Here is a 17,774-nt window from a genome sequence, read left to right as displayed (position 1 = left end):
CAAGAAATGCTCCAACATTTCAAATAAGCCAAGACAAGACCCGGTAACTTAGTTAGACCGGAGTTATCGCCAAGAGTTGGCAAAACTTAGCCGCTATAAGCTTATTGGTGCAAGGCCTCTTCGAGAAAACTGTCCAGCACCTGCTTTAAACGGGATTTTATCTGCAAGTCGATATTGGAAGTACTATTTTCTATCTGGCAACTGCCCCGCTCCAGCTGCGGCGCCGGTAGCAGCCGCCAGCCGCTTTCGTGAATATGCTCTCTGCCAAATTGCTGCTCCACCAGGCGAATATCTTCGGGATGTAAATGGATCTGTGTTTGTGCTTCCTGTCCGGGCAAAGCCTTGATGCCGGTGCTGATCGCCGCCATCAAAATATCGGGATTGGTTTTCGCCTCCTGCAATACCACGGCTTCGGTTAATTGCGCCACCAGCGCCAACAACTGCTCTTCGATATTTTTATCAACATTGGCCATAGGGTGATGCAGCTGATCTATCATCATTTGCCAGTTCTGGCTTAAACCGTCTATGGTTTCTTTACCCGCTTCCAACCCGGAGGCCATGCCTTCTTCATGGCCCTTGCCCAGGCCTTCTTCATGCCCTTTGACTTTGCCTTCTTCATAACCCTTGGCAAAACCTTCTTCTTTGCCCTGGCTGAAACCTTCTTCATGGGCCGCCTGGCGGATTTCTTCGATTTCCTCAGCCGTCAGCGGCTGTGGCTCTTCCACCTCAATTTCTTCCGGGGGCTCATAGCGCCAGTTGCTTTTCTTGCCAATGGCATTGGTTTTCGCTTCTTCCTCCGCCGTCAAGGGTTTTTCCACCGTAGGCAAAGGCCAGACATCTAAACCTTCCTCGGATTGTTTTTTGATCACCTGATGCACGGTGGGGCGAATATCATTACTCATAAAGCGGCCTTAAGAGAATAACCGGCTGTGGCAGCCGGCAAATACAACATTGGAGTTAACGGAAAATTACAGGAACTCATCGCCGCCACCGGCGCCGCCGAGCATGATTTCACCGGCATCGGACAGACGTCTGGCCACAGACAAGATCTCTTTCTGCGCCGCTTCCACTTCACTGATACGCACCGGCCCCATAGCTTCGAGATCATCCGCCAGCATTTCTGCCGCACGTTTAGACATGTTATTGAGAATTTTCTCTTTCAGGGCTTCATCAGCGCCTTTAATTGCTTTCATCAGGGCGTCTTGCTGCACGTCACGCAGTATGGCCTGGATACCGCGGTCATCAACATCGGCAAGGTTTTCAAAGACAAACATCAGATCCTGGATTTGCTGACTCATTTCTTCATCATGTTCGCGGATAGAGTCCATCAGCATACCTTCCACATTGGTATCCAGGTAGTTCATAATATCTGCCGCGGCTTTGAGACCTCCCATCTTCGCAGCCTGGGCGCCTGCCTGACCGGCAAATTGTTTTTCCATGATCTCGTTTAATTCCTGCAAGGCCGCCGGCTGGACTTCTTCCAGGTTGGCGATACGCATCATCAGATCCAGGCGGACCTTATCGGCAAACTGGCCGAGGATTTCTGCCGATTGCTCCGGCTCTAAATAGGACAAAACTATGGTTTGGATTTGCGGATGCTCGTTGCGGATAATATTCGCCACTTGCTTGGAGTCCATCCACTTCAGTGAGTCCAGACCTTTGGCGCCGTTGCCCATGATGATCTGGTCAATCAGGTTACCGGCTTTATCTTCACCTAAGGCCGCCGTCAACGCTTTGCGCACGAACTCTTCACTCTGGAAGCCTATGGTACTGAAGTTCTGGATTTCATTGATAAACAGCTTATGGACCGCGGTGATTTTTTCCTGGGTAAAGTCTTCCATACCCGCCATCACCATACCCACCTGTTGCACCTGCTTGGGCTCTAAGTGTTTTAAGATCTGGGCCGCATCTTCTTCAGACAAGCTCAGCAATAAAATGGCCGCCCGCTCGATGCCGTCAAGTTTATCAACATCAAAGCCCGGCGCCATAGGCGCTAATTCTTGGATTTCATCACTCATCTTCGCTCAACCAACTTTTCACAACCTGGGAGGATAATTCAGGTTCATTTGCCACCAATGCCCGTACCGCTTTAAGGACATCTTCGTCTCTGTGCAGATCCGGTAATTGCAGGCTACCATCCGGCGCAAACCCTACCGCACCGGCGTCAAAATCTGAGGTTAACATATCCATGGTTTCATCGCCCAGATCTATATGGCTATCCAGTGATTTATCACCATAATCCGCCGGTGACTGATCCGGGTAGATTAACCGTTTGAGCATAGGACGGACAACCGCAACAATCAAGACGATGATCACTAAGGCGCCGGACACCAGCTTAACCATTTTCATAAACCAGGGCTGCTCATAAATCGGCGGCTCAACCTGTACCCCTAAATCGGCACGGGAGAACGGCAGGGTGACCACTTCAAGCACATCGCCGCGCTGCAGGTCAAACCCGATACTGCCCTGAAGTAAACGGCGGATATTGGCCAGTTCCTGCACCGAACGCGGCACCATAGTCGGCTCACCCTCTGCCGGCGTCGACGGCAGATAATCCAGCGCCACCGAGACACTGATGCGGCGAATCACCCCCGCCTGCTGCTTGGTATGGCTGATGGCTTCATCTAACTCGTAATTCTTGGTGGACTCGGTATGCTTACGGCTCGGCATGGTTCTCTGCTGGTTATTACCCAGGGCATTTTCAGGAATATCCGACTCCAGCGGCGGCTGGTTGGTCAGGGCACCGGGAATACCACCTAAAACGCCGCCGATAGAATTATCTTCTACCTTCATCTCACTGCGCAGCGCGGGTAAATCTGAGTTATAGCGGCGCTGAGTTTCTTCAGTATTGGTAAAATCCATGGTGACATCCACCTGGGCGGTATAATTGCCCAAACCAACCACGGGGATCAGGATGGTATCGATTTTATCCATGTATTCCTGCTCACGTTTTTGTTCGATTTCAAACTCTTTACGTGAGCGGGAGGAAATAGAGTCCTGGCTGCCGGAATTAAGCAAACGGCCGTTTTGATCGGTTACCGTCACCCGGTTAGGATCTAACCCCTGTACCGCAGAAGCGATAATATCAACCACCGCATCTACTTCCTCTTCTGCCAGTACCCTGCCCCTTTGCATGGTCAGTACAACGGTTGCCGAGGGACTTTTTGCCCGGCGGGCAAAAACATTTTCTCTTGGGATCGCCAGCAATACCTTGGCACGGGAAATAGACTGTAACTCTTCTATGGTTCTGGCCAGCTGCTGCTCGCGGCCATGTTTTAAGCGTTCGCTTTCCAGGCGCTGGCTGACACCAAAGCCCATGTCCTGCATCAGAATTTCCGAGCCTTCTTTGGGTTCATCGGTCAAGCCTTCACGGGCCAGTAACAGCTTAATATTTTGATAATCTTCGGCGGGTACCGAGATGGTGTTGCTTTCCTGGCGATATTCCACCTTGTTGGCATCGAGAAAATCCATGGTTTCGATTAACTGTTCGGTAGGCAACTTAGTCAGCATCCGGTATTCCGGCTGGTTGGCCCACATGATGACAAATACCGCGATGGCCAGACAAATGGCCAGCGCCATCACCAGGGTAATTTGACGCAAAACATCAACATTACCCAGGCTGGCGGCAAAACCGGACTTTTGCTCTTCAATGTTATCGCCATTTTCCGAAGCAATTAAATCCGCGCCGCCCTCACTCACCGCTAAACCTGTTGAACCTGATGTATCTGCCACTGTACTTCTCCGTTTACCCGTTTACTTGCTTAGCCACTGTCTTAAACAGGCATACTCATAATTTCTTTATATGCTTCGACAAACTTGTTGCGTACCTGAACCGTTGCATCAAAGGCAATACCGGCCTTTTGACTGGCAATCATAGTTTCAGCGAGGGTAACACTTCGGTCGCCCAATTCAAACGCTGTTTTCTTCGCACCCGCATCTTTTTGCAGTTCGTTCACGGATTTTACCGCATCCTGAAGGATGTTGCCAAAGTCACTTGAAGATTGATTCACTTTAGGCATCGAGGTGATATTATTACCTGACGCTTCCAAAGACATGCTCTGCATCTGTGCGTATAGGGAATTAGTTGTAATATCCATGGCTTACTCGCTTATGTCAATTTCTTGTGCTTACTGATATAAGTCTAATAATGCAAAGAGAATGCCAAGAAACAAATACAAAAATAAATAAGCAAAAACAACAGCTTGCTTATAATTGATAATGGTAAAAACCGTGACGATAATTTAACACTTTAATAAATTATCAAAAAACAAGCAGCGAGAGTGCGGCTTGTCGGAGGAACAAGATAAAAAGGATAAGCAGAAGCGCTAACCCTGGAGTTAACGCTTCTGGCATCATTTTGGCCCTTCAGTGGCCTATTTATACCGATGTTATGCCGGGATCTGGATGCCGCTGTCGCGCATCCGGGCAATTTTATACCTTAAGGTACGCGGGCTTATGCCCAGGCGGTCCGCGACTTCCTTGCGGCTGCCCTGGCAGGTTTGCAAGGTATCGAGAATGATCTGATGCTCCTGTAATTTCAGCTCGCTGCCGAGTTTATCGTCAGCCGCCGGGATGACCGGCTGTGCCTGTGGTACCTGAGCCTGTACCGGCTGTTGGTTAAGGCTGGTATTAATACTCATGGTATCAAAGTTTTCAATGAGCAAATCTGTGGCATCAATCATATTATCTGTGTGCAAGATCAGCGCCCTTTGAATGACATTATCCAGCTCACGGACATTACCCGGCCATTGATAGGCGATCAGCTTGCTGCGGGCACTGGCGGAGAATTCGATCTCGGCAACACCATTGCCATTTTTTTGACTATGACGTTTCACCAGGTGTTTCGCCAGCGGTAAAATATCATCCCGACGTTGTCCCAGCGGCAGCCAGGTCAGCGGAAAAACATTTAAACGATAATATAAATCTTCCCGGAATACGCCTTCGGCAACCGCTTCTTTAAGGTCGCGGTTACTGGTGGCAATCACCCGCACATCCAGGCTAATGGTTTTACGGCCGCCTAAACGCTCGACTTCCCGCTCCTGCAATACTCGAAGGATCTTCGCCTGCAGGCCTAAGTCCATCTCGGTGATTTCATCCAATAAGATGGTACCGCCCTGTGCCTGCTCAAATTTACCCGGACAAGCCTGGATCGCACCGGTAAAGGCGCCTTTTTCATAACCGAACAGGGTGGCTTCGAGCATATTTTCCGGTATCGCCGCACAGTTAATGGCGACAAACGGCTGATCCGCACGGGGGGAATTATAGTGGACAAACTGTGCCAGCACTTCTTTACCCGAGCCGCTTGGCCCCAATACCATTACAGAGGCATCGGTTGAGGCTACTTTCTGGGCCAGGGTCAGCAACTCTTTCGAGCGGGCATCTTCGGCAATCGGCGCTTCATGGTTCACCACCTGCAGCGGCACGTATTGCGAAACCATATTCAATAACACTTCAGGCGCAAAAGGTTTGGCCATATAGTTACAGGCGCCGTCTTTCATGGCCTGTACCGCATCGTCTATGGTGCCGTATGCCGTCATCAGCAATACCGGCATATTGGGGTAATTGCTTTTTATACTTTTCAGCAAAGACAAACCCGACATTCCGCCCATATTGACGTCGCTGACTACAAGGTCAATGTGCTGGCTTTTAAGCTGCAACAAGGCTGCTTCACCGGATTCGGCTTCAAGGCACTGATAACCGGCTAATAATAAGGTATCGACTAAGGCTTCACGTAAGCCGGCGTCGTCTTCAACCACTAATAACTTACTGGTGATCATAAGGCTGCCTCCTGAGGTCGCTCTATAGGTTGTGCTTGTGTTACTGACACTTGGCCTTGCGGCTGGTTTGCCAGTAACGGAATTTTTAAACAAAAATTAGCCCCTTCACCCGGGCTGCTGATCAAGTGCACACTGCCGTGATGGGCATTGGCCACCGCTTTAACCACGGCCAGGCCTAAGCCGGTACCGTGCACTTTTGAGGTATAAAAAGGTTCGAATATTTTTGTCGCCTGCGCCTTACTGATCCCCGGACCGTTATCCCGGACACTGATCAGGGCATGTGAGGTAGTGCAGCGGCTGGCAATGGTAATTTCACCTTGCTGCTCTATTACCTGCAAGCTGTTATGGATCAGGTTTTGGATGGCGCCGCTGAGCGCGGTTTTATTACCCAAAATCTGGCAGTCGCCTTCGCAGGGCAGCACGCTGATTTGCGCTTTTTCTTTTATCGCCAGCACATCAATGCCGGCAACGGATTCTTCAATAATGTCGTTAACCGAGAGGGCATTCACCACCTGCTCCTTGCCGCTTTTGGCAAATAACAGCATGTCGTTAACCTGTTGCTCCAGATCCTGCAGCCGTGACATAAGCTTACTCTGAAAATTATCCCGGGCCTGGTCGTTTAATTTACCGTTACTCAGATTGGCGCCATATAACATGGCCGCAGACAGCGGTGTACGGATTTGGTGTGCCAGGGATGATACCATGCGCCCCAGGGAAGATAAGCGCTGCATCTGCGCCATTTTATCCTGCAGCAAACGGGTTTCGGTAAGATCTGTGATCATAATGAGCTGACCCGGCTGATCCCCTAAGGTGGTAATTTCCAGTTTTACCCGGCGGCCGTCTTTTAACGAGACTTCATGCCAGTCATCGGCACGGGGTTTGAACGAGCGGCGGATAACGTCAAACCAGGGTTGACCTAAGATAGGTTCATCGAGCAACAGCCTGGCAACCTTGTTGATTTTAACCACCACGCCGTCACCGTCGAGCATGACCATACCCGTAGGCATGACATCAATGATCTGTCCGTACTGACCGCTTTGCTGACGTAACTGCTCTAATTCACCCGGATAGGCTTCTTGCTGCAGGGCGTTTCTTTGATAATGAAACGACACATCGCTTTGGTTGAAAAAATTTTCAGTCGTTTTATGTAATGCAACTGCCATAAGACTTCACTCAATAAATAATCACGAGTTCAACGATGCAGCTTCTGTGCCAATAAATTTTTCCTTTATTTACAGTGGATTATTAGAAATATTTTAAAGAAAAGGCTTGTCAATAAATTGGCTGGGGCGGGAAGTTTATCAATACCGGCCTGTGGTTGGCCGCTGTTAAGTTATGGCCGGTAGTAAAATGGCGAAGCCTGCTCTGCTCATATAACAGGAAAACAGGCTCCTTATTAACGCTGTGTCCGGTTTAGCATTTACCTGGTGTAACGCTTCGCTTAGTCACTGTCTTTTTGCAGCTGATATTTACGCATTTTCTCCACTAAGGTGGTACGTCTCATACCCAGAAGCTCAGCTGCCCGGGCTACCACCCAGTCATGACGCTCTAATGCCTGGGTGACCAGGGAAACTTCCAGCTCGGCCAAATGTTCTTTCAGGTTCAAGCCTTCTGCCGGCAATACCCCATCGGTTGACGCTTCCTGCTCGAATGCCTCAAAACTGCCAAATGACTCGATACCCGGTGCAGTGCTTTCATCTTCTTCTTCATAGTCGAAACCGGAAAACAATTCGTTAATGGCTTCTCTTTCCTGCAGCTCTTCCGGATATTCAGGCTGGTATTCTTCCACTTCTATGTGGCGGTACTTGGCCGGTAGCTCACTGACATTGACCACCTGGTCGCCGTACATGATGATCATACGCTCGATTAAATTCGACAATTCCCTGACGTTTCCGGACCAGGGATGCTGCTGCAGTGACTCTATTGCCTGATCGGTGAAGCGGACACTGTGCCCCTGCTCCTGCTCGAAACGTTTCACCAACTCCTGCAACAATAGCGGCACATCTTCCTGGCGTTCTCTAAGCGCCGGGGTTTCGATGGGGAAGACATTTAAACGGTAAAACAAATCTTCACGAAAATCCCCGGTTTTGATCATACCTTCAAGCTGCTGGTGGGTGGCGGCAATAATACGGACATCCGCCTTAATGCTTTTGCTGCCCCCTACCCGTTCAAAGGTGCGCTCCTGCAAAACCCTTAGCAGCTTAACCTGCATAGGCTGCGGCATATCCCCGATTTCATCGAGAAACAGGGTGCCGCCCTCTGCCAGCTCAAAACGCCCCTTACGGGCAGAGATGGCGCCGGTAAAGGCCCCTTTTTCATGACCAAAAAGCTCACTTTCCAGCAAGTCTCCCGGAATGGCGCCACAGTTCACCGGCACAAAAGCCGCACCTGAGCGCTCGGAAAGATCGTGAATATTGCGGGCCACCACTTCTTTACCTGTGCCCGATTCCCCCAAGACTAAAACCGTGGCATTGGTATCGGCCACCTGCTCGATTAAAAAGCGCACCTGGTTCATGGCTTCACTGACGCCTACCAGTGAGCGGAACAAGGCGCTAGGCGCCTTATTCTTGCCCTGCTTGGACGGCAACTTATTATGATACTGGTGGCAGTGATGGATCAGCTCGGTCAGCTGGGCATAATTGAGCGGTTTTTTTAATTCACCGATAATATTGACGCAGGACGTTAACGGCTGTTGATCTAAGACATCGTGAATAACAAAGGGGATCGCCGGATATTGCTGTATCGTTTGTACCAGCTCAGGAGATAACCGGCCGCAGAGGATCACGGTTAATACAGAATGATTTTCCCTGGTTTTAGCAGCAGAGCCTGTGGTGACCTTATCCAGCAGGTAAGCAGATAACCGGCCTTCATCCATGGCATGGTAATGTTCGCCGACAAAAGACAAAACTGTTTCAACGTGCCCACGCCTGGCGTCATCGCTATCAACCACTATTATATGTTTTTGCTCTTGCATAATACCCTGATAAACCACTAATTTATATCACGTATTATGTGATTTTAGCGAGTAGCACAGAATTAGCAACAAATTTATGACGCTTTTTACGGCCAATGCCATTTTTTTGACTTTGATTTAAACAAATTCATATAAACAATTAATAACACGGCAGATCAAGAAAACTAGCAACAAAGAAAAATTAACTTTACTGATATTTAAACAAGACTTTCGTTAAATTCATTGGAGAAAATTCACCTTCCGCCGTTATATAAGGTATATCAAAGAGCATGATATGTTATTTTTACTTAAAACCAGTAAAAAACACTAAAACTGTAAAAATAGGCATAATAAATGCTTATTAGTAACAAATAGCAATAATTCAGGTATTAGTCAGGCAAATGCCGGATTAATCAAATATCAAATGACAAGTTTACCGGTATTTCTTACACTGTTAAGATGAAGTAGCGGACACTTGGTGGAGTACACTTATGGCACATATATCAGTTAAAAAATATCAGCAAACTACGGTGAGCGCGGCAAAAGAAGCAAACCCTTACCAGCTCGTGGCCATGCTGTTCCAAAAGTTACTGGGTAATATTGCTTCAGCGAAAGGAGCTATCCAGCAAAAAGATCACGCCAAAAAAGGTGATTTGCTGTCAAAAGCAATTACCATCATAGGGGTACTGCAGGGTTCACTGGACTTTGAGCAAGGCGGCGATATTTCCCGCAACCTGTCCGATCTTTATATCTTCTGCTCGGATAAACTGGTGGAAGCCAACACCAACAATGATGAAGCCTTACTGGATGAGATCATTCAAATTTTATTGCCGATCAAAGCCGGTTGGGACAGCATTCCTAAAGAAGAGCAGGATAAAGTCAGCTTTGAATCGGCTTAATAACCAGCTATAAAAGATTAAGAGCAAACATGACTTTAGAGCCGCTAACCAACCAAGAGCAAAAAGCAGAGCCAGCATCGAGCCTGAAAGACGAGTTGCTGGCACTGATTGCTTTATCAGAAGAAATGCTGGCTATAGTTCAGGAAGAAGAAATAGATGTGATTTTGCTCGCACAAAAGGAAGCACAAAGGTTTGCCGGTGTGCAGCATTTTTTCCAGGCCTATGATAAAAGCGCCTACCAGGTAGAAAATCCACTATTAAATACCCTTCAACAACTCGACCACCAAATATTGGCCCGCTGCAATGAATACAAGCAGGCAGTAGCAGATCAACTGGTGGGGTTTAAAAAGAACCAAAAAGCTGTCAATGCCTATAAGGGCAAATAATCCCCCGTTATCTAACTCTCTTCAAACTAGTCTCTGTAACAAAGCCTCAAACAGGCTGTCATAACAGATCGTATAAAAAATAGATTGCCTGGATTCAGTTATTTCGCTAAAGAAAAAGCTCCCTGATATCAGAGAGCTTAATTTTAATACTTGAAAGTCACCTAAAGCATAGAGCAAACATTTATCTACTTGAAGGAAGAGCTATAACGACGAGCACTTAACCCGAGCATAGCCAGGCCTAATAAAGCCAGAGACCCGGGTTCTGGTACTTCATTGCCCCCGGCGTTAGCTACATCACCGTCACGAACAGCCCAGCCATACATATGAGTATCTTTAGTCGGAAACCCTTGCCAGCCAATGCTGTTAATAAAACCTAGCGCATTATCAGGGCTGCTTTCTACTGTATTCCCAGACCAGTACCAATGAGTTTGAATATTAGTAAATAAATTAAAATTATTAAGTCCTTCTCCTGTGGCAGACAATATTGATTCACCTTGGTTTAAATCAAAATCAACATAAAATAAATGTCCTAGCTCACTCGATGTACAGTTATAACCATAACTAACATCGGCAGCAAAGTTAGTACAAGTTGTATCAATAACTGGTGCATTAAACAGACGCCAATCATCAAAACCGCCAAATACGAGCTCATCTGCCCAAGCATTTGCCTCATCCCAACTCATTTTACCGTCACTATCATAACCTGAGGTTTTGGCATAGTTAGCATCCTGTAGCCAGGTAATGTCCAGAACATCGTCATAAACCATACCACCATCGCGTACGATCAAGTTTGCATTCGCTTGGGTTGATGCTGCCAATGTGGCTAATAATAAACTTGACTGCGCTAATTGTTTTATTTTTGTTCTCATCTTACTACTCCGTTAACTACTCGACATCAAAAAACTCTTGTTCTTAAAAGCCGAAAACAATAAAAATGAGCTACTGTAATAGCAAAAATCAAGCCATACATCGACGATAACGAAATTAAGCCCGTGGTAGCACAAATTCATTAAAAGTTATAAAAGAATGAATAAAAGCACCTATACCCACAGTAAAGGTGCTTTGTGATTACCGGAAAGAGAAGTAGAGGCAAAACTTAACCGCTTTGTCTTAAAGATAACTGCTAAAAAGAGGTGGCAACATAGTTACGCACTCTTAAACTAAATATGGCTAAACCGAATAATGCCAATGAACCTGGCTCAGGTACTTCACTAATTACCGGCTCCCCGATATCACCGTCATGTACAACCCAGGCATAATTATAAGCATCTTTCCCTTCGGTAAACTGATAACCATTATTGGCATTAAACGCCCAACCACCACTTCCTCCCGAAGTCCAGGAACGATCTTGTCCATACCAGTATTTATAACTTTTTAAGTTATCAATCTCAATTTCATTCCCTAGAATACTGGTATTAACTTCATCCCCGGTGATATAACTGACCCAATCATCATTTTTAGTACTGTCGGTATTAAAAGCAGACGCTAACCCTAAGTTTACGGTAAACATATAGGCCATTTCATGCATGACACTGATGCTGTTGTAGCCATAATCACTGCTGCCATCAAAAGCCACAATATAATTTAACCCTCCGGGGTTAATGGCTTGTACCTGGGGTAATCGCCAGTCTGCGTAACCGCCTAAGGTTAAGTCTTTCGTCCAGGATTTAGCTTGACTCCAGGTCATTTTCCCCCCCAGATTATATCCAGAGGTTTGCGCATAATTGGCATCTTTTAGCCAGGTAATATCCAGCACATCATCGTAATAGGCCGATACATTTTCACCACTATCAACTACAATACTACGCTCTATCAAACTGGCGCCAGCCTGGCCAGGCATAGTGAGCATAGCTCCCAATAATCCCGGCAAAAAACAGGCTTTAGCCAACGGCTTTAATTTAACCTTTATAGTTGTTTTCATGTTACTACTCCGCTACATCTTATTTTCTGCCGATGGCTACAATAGTTCTGACTTAACACCATCTTCACGGCTACCGGTTACTTTTTAACGCCCGGCAGAAAGCGGCAAAAATTGCCGCTTGTAGTAAACAAGCACAAACAGGGCCAAGATCTGCAGTTGAGATTGATATTTTATGAAAGTAAGCGACTTATTTTTGAGATAGCAAAATTCAGGTGAAATGGTGCCAATTATTTGAAGTGATGATGACTGCTAAAATTTACCCAAAAAAAGAAGCTATTCACCGTATGCAAATAGCTTCTGTTATTTTGAGCAATAAAAATGGAAATTTAATGAAAACTAAGAGTCTTTTACTACCCCGGGCATATTGTCTAACTGTTGGGTAATATAACTGCCGGTATTATTTAGCTGTGCGACTAAAGTATCCATGGAATTATACTGGGCATACAAGCGTGCTTCCAGCGCATCCATTTTTACATTAAATGCTTCAACATCCTTTTCCAGTTTAGATATCTGGGTATTGTTGCCCTCAATACGACGATCGATCAAACCATCAGACTGAGTATAAAATTCAAGCAACTCTTCCGTGCTTTCAACAAAGCCTGTGGCAGTATCAGTACCAACGAAGAAGTTCTGAATTTTATTCGGGTCATTGTCAATCAAGTCATCCAGGGTATCTGAATCCAAACTTAAATGGCCGCTCCGCTCGGTGCGTACCCCAAGCTCTGCCAGCATGGAATAAGTCGTCTTACCTGAACTGCTGACACCGGTTTCAAAATCGGTAGTAAACTGTGAGCGAATTTTCGACATCACATTACGTAACATAGAATCGCCGGCTAAGGCACCGACAGCCCCATCTTCAGATTTTCCTAATTGATCACTCAGATCAACCAGGGCATTAAAACTTTCAATAAAAGCATTAATGCCGGTGGCAATATTACTGTTATCTTCAGAAATTGTCGCTTTACTCAGATCATCACCGCCAGCAATATCATGAACTTTTTTGGCAGTAATGGTCACGCCATCAATAGCATCTTTAAAATCATTGGTACTACTGGTAACGGTTACATTACCGTCAATGGTTATTTGTGCATCAAGGGCCTTATCTACCTCGGTCATATTTAACACTGGGGTGGCTGCCAGGGCATCGTAAGCTAGCTGAGATAGGCCTGTACCATCGGTATCATTACCGTCAATGTCATCAACAGTAATTTTTATTTCACTGCTGACTCCGGTTTCTTTGCTGTTAAGGACTAAATGTTGATCTGTACCATCGGTAATAATAGTTGCAACGACCGAATCATTCGCGGCATCATCATTAATGAGATCCCTTAATTCGCTTAAGGTGGTGGTAGCGGATGCAACAACATCAAAACTGTCGCCATCGATCTCTATGGTCATGGTGCCTTCCCCAACAGGGGTTGAGCTATCAATCGCACCAGACATCAGTTTATGGGAACTGGCCAGCGCATCTACTTCAATGGAGTAATTACCAACGGCAGCATCTTTGGTGGAACTGATACCAATAAAATCGTCACGGCCGCTCGCGGTACGTTGCTGGTAATTATCTGCATCGCCTAAGGCTTCCAAAGAAGTATTTACTTCCTGTAAAGCAGACTTTAAAGAGCCTATAGCGGAAATGTCAGTGGTAAATTCAGCTTGTTTTTGAGTGACCCTGTTCTGATACGGCACTTTTTCTGCGTTAACAATCGCAGTCACAATTTCACTTACCTGTAATCCGGAGCCTACCCCGGGAAACGAAATACCAGCCATAATAACACCATTTACCTAACTTAATTTAGCTTAAGAGAACAGACAACAAGCCACCCATATAAATTTCACAGTACAATTTATTCATCTTGCGATTAACATCGGCACCATTAAATTTTCGAATCAATAAAATTACCTGTGGCTTCTGACAAGTGGGCGACTAACTCAAGCACCTCTTCTGAAGGAAACTGTTTGACTAAATCACCGGTGTTTTTGTCGACGACCTTAATCACATCACGCCCGGAGTCCTCATCCACCAGGAATTCCAAACCACGGTTCATGCCACTGACAAATTCTTGCAGCTTTTGTGCCACAACTTCTAGCTGTTCGCTGTTCATTTGTGCTTTTGTGGTTACTTCGCCAGTGTTGCTCCTGTCTGCTAATGCGTTCAGTTCGGCCTTATCGACAGCATTTTGTTGCTCAACAGACTGTTTAGCTTCCGACTTCAACTCAGCTTTAGCTGTTTCAGTATTAACCTGAGTATTAACCTGAGCATTTTCCGCCTGAGCGGCAGCAGTTTGTTTGCCTAAATCGAAATTCAGGCTGTTAATCGTTTGCTGTCCGTTTAGTACATTACTCATTTTTTACTCCTTTATTACTATTTTACGCTTTACCTTTATGATTAGCTACTGAAACAAGGTTGTTTTTTAAACAGCTCACTTTGTAAGAAGTTGGCAAATCCAGTGCTAAAAATCAAGGTTAAAGTAAAAGTACTTAAAGCATAAAAGGAAGGCCATAAATGTGCCTTCCTTTTCACTGCTTAACTTGTAATAAATTACCCGATTAAACTAAGCGCCGCTTGTGGTAACTGGTTCGATTGGGCAAGAATCGAAGTACCGGCCTGTTGCAAGATTTGGTTCTTCGTCATTTGCGCTGTTTCAGAAGCAAAATCGGTATCCTGAATACGGCTGCGAGAAGCAGATACGTTTTCCGATACATTCGATAAGTTACTGATAGTATGACTAAAACGGTTTTGCACCGCACCTAAGGTTGCCCGCTGGCTATCGATTTGCGCTAATGCGGCATCGATAACTTCAATAGCATCCTGCGCACCGGTAGAAGTCGTACCGGAAATATCCAGGGTTTCGACTGTAGTTAAGGTACCTGTACCACCTGTAGCTGTAATGCTAGCACCAGCTAAAATATCGTCGACATCGGTACCTGAGATACCAATTTTATCCGGAGACGACAAGGTTAAGGTAGATGAAACACTGATATCATTGTTGGTTGCACCACCGGCTACCGCAGCACCACCGGTAACATTATTGGCAATCGTGGCAGTACCTGCTGTACCCGTCATTTGAATACCATCAACATCTGTTGCTTTTAGCGTAAGCGCTGTACCGTCAACAACGGCATCATAACCATCTGCTTGCAGCTCTTCTGCCAAACGGTCAATATCACCACCAAAAGTAGCCAAATCATAACTGTCAACAGCAGCACCACCTTTACGCAGGGTGATAACACTATCATCAGCTGAAGTTAAAGCATCTATGGTAACATCCAGTTTTGCTGTGGCTGTAACCCCGGTAGCCGCAGCATTAATGGCATCGGCAATATCGGCAGCGCCTTTATCCGTTACTGATGCATCGGCAATAGCGGTACCGTTGATATTTAAACTGGCAGTATCGACATTGCCTAAAGTAGTAGCCAAATCTGTAGTTGCGGTAGCAGCAACACCGATAACGGTAGCAATACCTTCTACTTCATAAGCTCCGATGGCATCGGCAGAAATATCACTTAAAGAAACATTGATGGTTTCATTGGCATTGGCCCCCACCTGGAACTGTTTAGTACCGAAATCACCGTTAAGTAGCTGGGTACCACCAAACTGGGTCGTTTCTGCAATGCGGGTTAATTCCTGTTGCAAATCAGAAACTTCTTTTTGCAGCGCTTCACGCTCATCGGCGCCGTTTGAACCGTTGGCAGATTGCAGCGCCAGGTCACGCATACGTTGTAGGATAGAAGAAGACTCCTGCATTGCGCCTTCAGCCGTTTGCGCCATTGAAATACCGTCGTTGGCATTACGTTGCGCTACTCCCAAACCATTGATTTGCGAAGTTAAGCGGTTGGCAATTTGCAGGCCGGCAGCATCATCTTTGGCGCTGTTGATGCGCATACCAGAAGACAAACGTTGCATTGAGGTGGCTAAGCCATCACTTGATTTAGATAAGTTACGTTGTGCGTTTAGTGACGCGGTATTGGTAATTACTGATAAAGCCATTTTGATAACTCCTGATTACATGTCGTAATAAACTCATTATGTTTGTATCAGGTGCTGAGATAATGATTACTAGCCCCTGCTATTAAGTGTTAACGGCAAGGAAAAAAATACCTTTAATCTTTTTTTTAAAAATTGCCAAATAGCAGCTACAAATAACCACTAACAATCGGGTAAATTATGGACCAGGCCAGTAAAAACGGGTGCTTACAAGTTTATTATAAAATTAATAAAAAAAGAAAAAAGTGGCTGCACTACCAGGAGTATCTCGCGCAGCCGAAGGGAATATGACTTTAGTTAACGAAAATTAGCTAATTCAGGATTAGCCCCCTAACAGGCTTACCGCCGCCTGCGGGATCTGGTTTGCCTGCGACAGTATAGAAGTTCCCGCCTGCTGCAGGATCTGGTTCTTGGTCATAATCGCAGTTTCTTTAGCAAAGTCGGTATCTTGTATCCGGCTACGGGATGAAGAAACGTTTTCTTCAACATTAGCCAAGTTGCTTATGGTATGGCTTAAGCGATTTTGCACCGCACCTAAACCGGCGCGATTTTCATCAATTTGTGCCAAGGCGGCATCAATGACATCGATGGCCGCTTGTGCGCCGCTTGAATCCGTACCGGAAATATCCATGCTTTCAACAGAGCTTAACTCACTGGAGCCACCGGTAGCAGTGATATTGGCACCACCTAATATTTCATCGACATTGGTACCGGAAATACCAATTTTATCCGATGACGACAAGTGTAACTCCGCCGAATGCGATAGCGGGTTACCCGCCGAGTTACCTAAACCACCTGCGGGTCCCATCTGTATTGTGGCACCGGCAGTAGCAGTAACTTCAAAACCATCAACACCAGTTGCAACTATGTCTATGCCGCCAAGCCCACCGTTTAAGTCGGCATCAAAAACCGCATCGTAACCGGCTGCCTGCAGGTCTTCGGTTAAACGCTCCATATCACCGCCATAGGTAGCTAAATCAAAAGCATCATCTACCGCCCCTTTTTTATAGACATTAAGGATGCCGGAATCGGCTGTAGTCAAACTCTGAATTCTCGTCGTTAAAACAGCCTTGGCATCAACACCTGTAGAAGCATCATTGATAGCATCGGCTCGGGATGAGGCGCCCCAGCCAGCGGTAAAGTTCACTGTAGTACCGTTAATATTCCAGGGCACCCCTGTGGTGCCCATATTCGCGGCTAAAAGAGAATTCTCGACATCCCCTATACTGTTCGCGGCAGCAGCTGTACCGGCACCTGTAATTTGATGAGCGCCAATAACATCGGCGGCCATGTTGTTTAAGGTGACATTAATCGTTTCATTGGCATTGGCCCCCACCTGGAACTGCTTAGTACCGAAGGTGCCGTCAAGCAAACTGGTAGCACCAAACTTAGTGGTTTCTGCAATACGGGTTAGTTCCTGCTGTAAGTCAGCAACTTCTTTTTGCAGTGCATCTCTGTCTTCAGAAGAGTTTGAGCCGTTGGCAGATTGCAGTGCCAAATCACGCATCCGCTGTAAAATATTAGAAGACTCCTGCATCGCACCTTCCGCGGTTTGCGCCATAGAAATACCATCATTGGCATTGCGCTGAGCCACCGACAGGCCATTTATTTGCGAGGTTAAACGGTTAGCGATTTGCATCCCTGCCGCATCATCTTTAGCACTGTTAATACGCATCCCTGAAGATAAGCGCTGCATTGAGGTTGCTAATCCGTCACCTGACTTCCCTAAATTACGCTGGGCATTTAGCGATGCGGTATTAGTAATTACTGATAAAGCCATAATAAAACTCCTAATATTCTACTTTAGAAGCCCACATATAACTAAGCCTCTGTCTTTCAATTCCCGAGTA

At 46.2% G+C, this 17,774-nt stretch carries 15 protein-coding genes and 1 pseudogene; 2 read left to right on the top strand and 14 right to left on the bottom strand.

Annotation, left to right across the window (positions count from 1 at the left end; genetic code table 11):
• Nucleotides 1-101: 101 nt before the first annotated feature.
• The 7 genes from fliH to SG35_RS07570 all read right to left on the bottom strand — a co-directional run bounded on the left by fliH (nt 102) and on the right by SG35_RS07570 (nt 8,751).
• Nucleotides 102-902: a flagellar assembly protein FliH gene (gene fliH / locus SG35_RS07600; protein WP_053042752.1), complete on the bottom strand. Its 801-nt coding sequence runs from the start codon at nt 900-902 to the stop codon at nt 102-104.
• 66 nt (nt 903-968) lie between these two features.
• A complete protein-coding gene (gene fliG / locus SG35_RS07595; RefSeq protein ID WP_044830667.1) occupies nt 969-2,018 on the bottom strand; it encodes a flagellar motor switch protein FliG in 1,050 nt (349 codons plus the stop codon).
• On the bottom strand, nt 2,011-3,732 hold the full coding sequence (gene fliF / locus SG35_RS07590; RefSeq protein WP_044830666.1) for a flagellar basal-body MS-ring/collar protein FliF: 1,722 nt from the start codon (nt 3,730-3,732) through the stop codon (nt 2,011-2,013). Before fliF ends, fliG begins: the two co-directional genes overlap by 8 nt.
• Before the next feature lie 41 nt (nt 3,733-3,773).
• Nucleotides 3,774-4,097 (bottom strand): flagellar hook-basal body complex protein FliE, encoded by a 324-nt coding sequence (gene fliE / locus SG35_RS07585; RefSeq protein ID WP_044830665.1) that lies wholly within the window; start codon nt 4,095-4,097, stop codon nt 3,774-3,776.
• A 291-nt stretch (nt 4,098-4,388) separates the two neighbouring features.
• Nucleotides 4,389-5,777, bottom strand: coding sequence for a sigma-54-dependent transcriptional regulator (locus SG35_RS07580; RefSeq protein ID WP_044830664.1), 1,389 nt, complete (start codon nt 5,775-5,777; stop codon nt 4,389-4,391).
• A complete protein-coding gene (locus SG35_RS07575; protein ID WP_084692433.1) occupies nt 5,774-6,940 on the bottom strand; it encodes a sensor histidine kinase in 1,167 nt (388 codons plus the stop codon). The genes SG35_RS07580 and SG35_RS07575 overlap by 4 nt, the downstream gene beginning before the upstream one ends.
• A 278-nt stretch (nt 6,941-7,218) precedes the next feature.
• Nucleotides 7,219-8,751, bottom strand: a complete 1,533-nt coding sequence (locus tag SG35_RS07570) for a sigma-54 dependent transcriptional regulator (RefSeq protein WP_044830663.1) — start codon at nt 8,749-8,751, stop codon at nt 7,219-7,221.
• Between the two features lie 470 nt (nt 8,752-9,221).
• Between SG35_RS07570 and fliS the strand changes: the two genes are divergently transcribed.
• Together fliS and fliT are read left to right on the top strand one after the other, a co-directional pair.
• A complete protein-coding gene (gene fliS, locus SG35_RS07565) occupies nt 9,222-9,629 on the top strand; it encodes a flagellar export chaperone FliS (protein WP_044830662.1) in 408 nt (135 codons plus the stop codon).
• 29 nt (nt 9,630-9,658) lie between these two features.
• Nucleotides 9,659-10,015: a flagellar protein FliT gene (fliT, locus tag SG35_RS07560; RefSeq protein ID WP_044830661.1), complete on the top strand. Its 357-nt coding sequence runs from the start codon at nt 9,659-9,661 to the stop codon at nt 10,013-10,015.
• Between the two features lie 185 nt (nt 10,016-10,200).
• Here fliT and SG35_RS07555 read toward each other — a convergent pair whose 3' ends face one another.
• From SG35_RS07555 to SG35_RS07530, 7 genes and pseudogenes are all read right to left on the bottom strand, one after another.
• Nucleotides 10,201-10,884, bottom strand: a complete 684-nt coding sequence (locus SG35_RS07555) for an Lcl domain-containing protein (protein WP_044830660.1) — start codon at nt 10,882-10,884, stop codon at nt 10,201-10,203.
• Nucleotides 10,885-11,138: 254 nt separating this feature from the next.
• Nucleotides 11,139-11,936: a PEP-CTERM sorting domain-containing protein gene (locus SG35_RS07550; RefSeq protein WP_044830659.1), complete on the bottom strand. Its 798-nt coding sequence runs from the start codon at nt 11,934-11,936 to the stop codon at nt 11,139-11,141.
• 336 nt (nt 11,937-12,272) lie between these two features.
• Complete coding sequence (fliD, locus tag SG35_RS07545) at nt 12,273-13,706, bottom strand: flagellar filament capping protein FliD (RefSeq protein ID WP_044830658.1); 1,434 nt, start codon at nt 13,704-13,706, stop codon at nt 12,273-12,275.
• Nucleotides 13,707-13,813: 107 nt separating this feature from the next.
• A complete protein-coding gene (locus SG35_RS07540) occupies nt 13,814-14,284 on the bottom strand; it encodes a flagellar protein FlaG (protein ID WP_084692432.1) in 471 nt (156 codons plus the stop codon).
• 194 nt (nt 14,285-14,478) lie between these two features.
• On the bottom strand, nt 14,479-15,003 hold the full coding sequence (locus tag SG35_RS32085) for a flagellin (RefSeq protein ID WP_420794562.1): 525 nt from the start codon (nt 15,001-15,003) through the stop codon (nt 14,479-14,481).
• A gap of 564 nt (nt 15,004-15,567) precedes the next feature.
• Nucleotides 15,568-15,927: pseudogene (locus SG35_RS32080) on the bottom strand (flagellin N-terminal helical domain-containing protein); the annotation flags it as partial.
• 319 nt (nt 15,928-16,246) lie between these two features.
• Nucleotides 16,247-17,704, bottom strand: coding sequence for a flagellin (locus SG35_RS07530; RefSeq protein ID WP_044830656.1), 1,458 nt, complete (start codon nt 17,702-17,704; stop codon nt 16,247-16,249).
• Nucleotides 17,705-17,774 lie beyond the last annotated feature (70 nt).

The sequence above is a fragment of the Thalassomonas actiniarum genome (assembly GCF_000948975.2).
Taxonomy (GTDB): Bacteria; Pseudomonadota; Gammaproteobacteria; order Enterobacterales; family Alteromonadaceae; genus Thalassomonas; species Thalassomonas actiniarum.
This window is presented reverse-complemented; position numbering and strand designations above follow the sequence as displayed.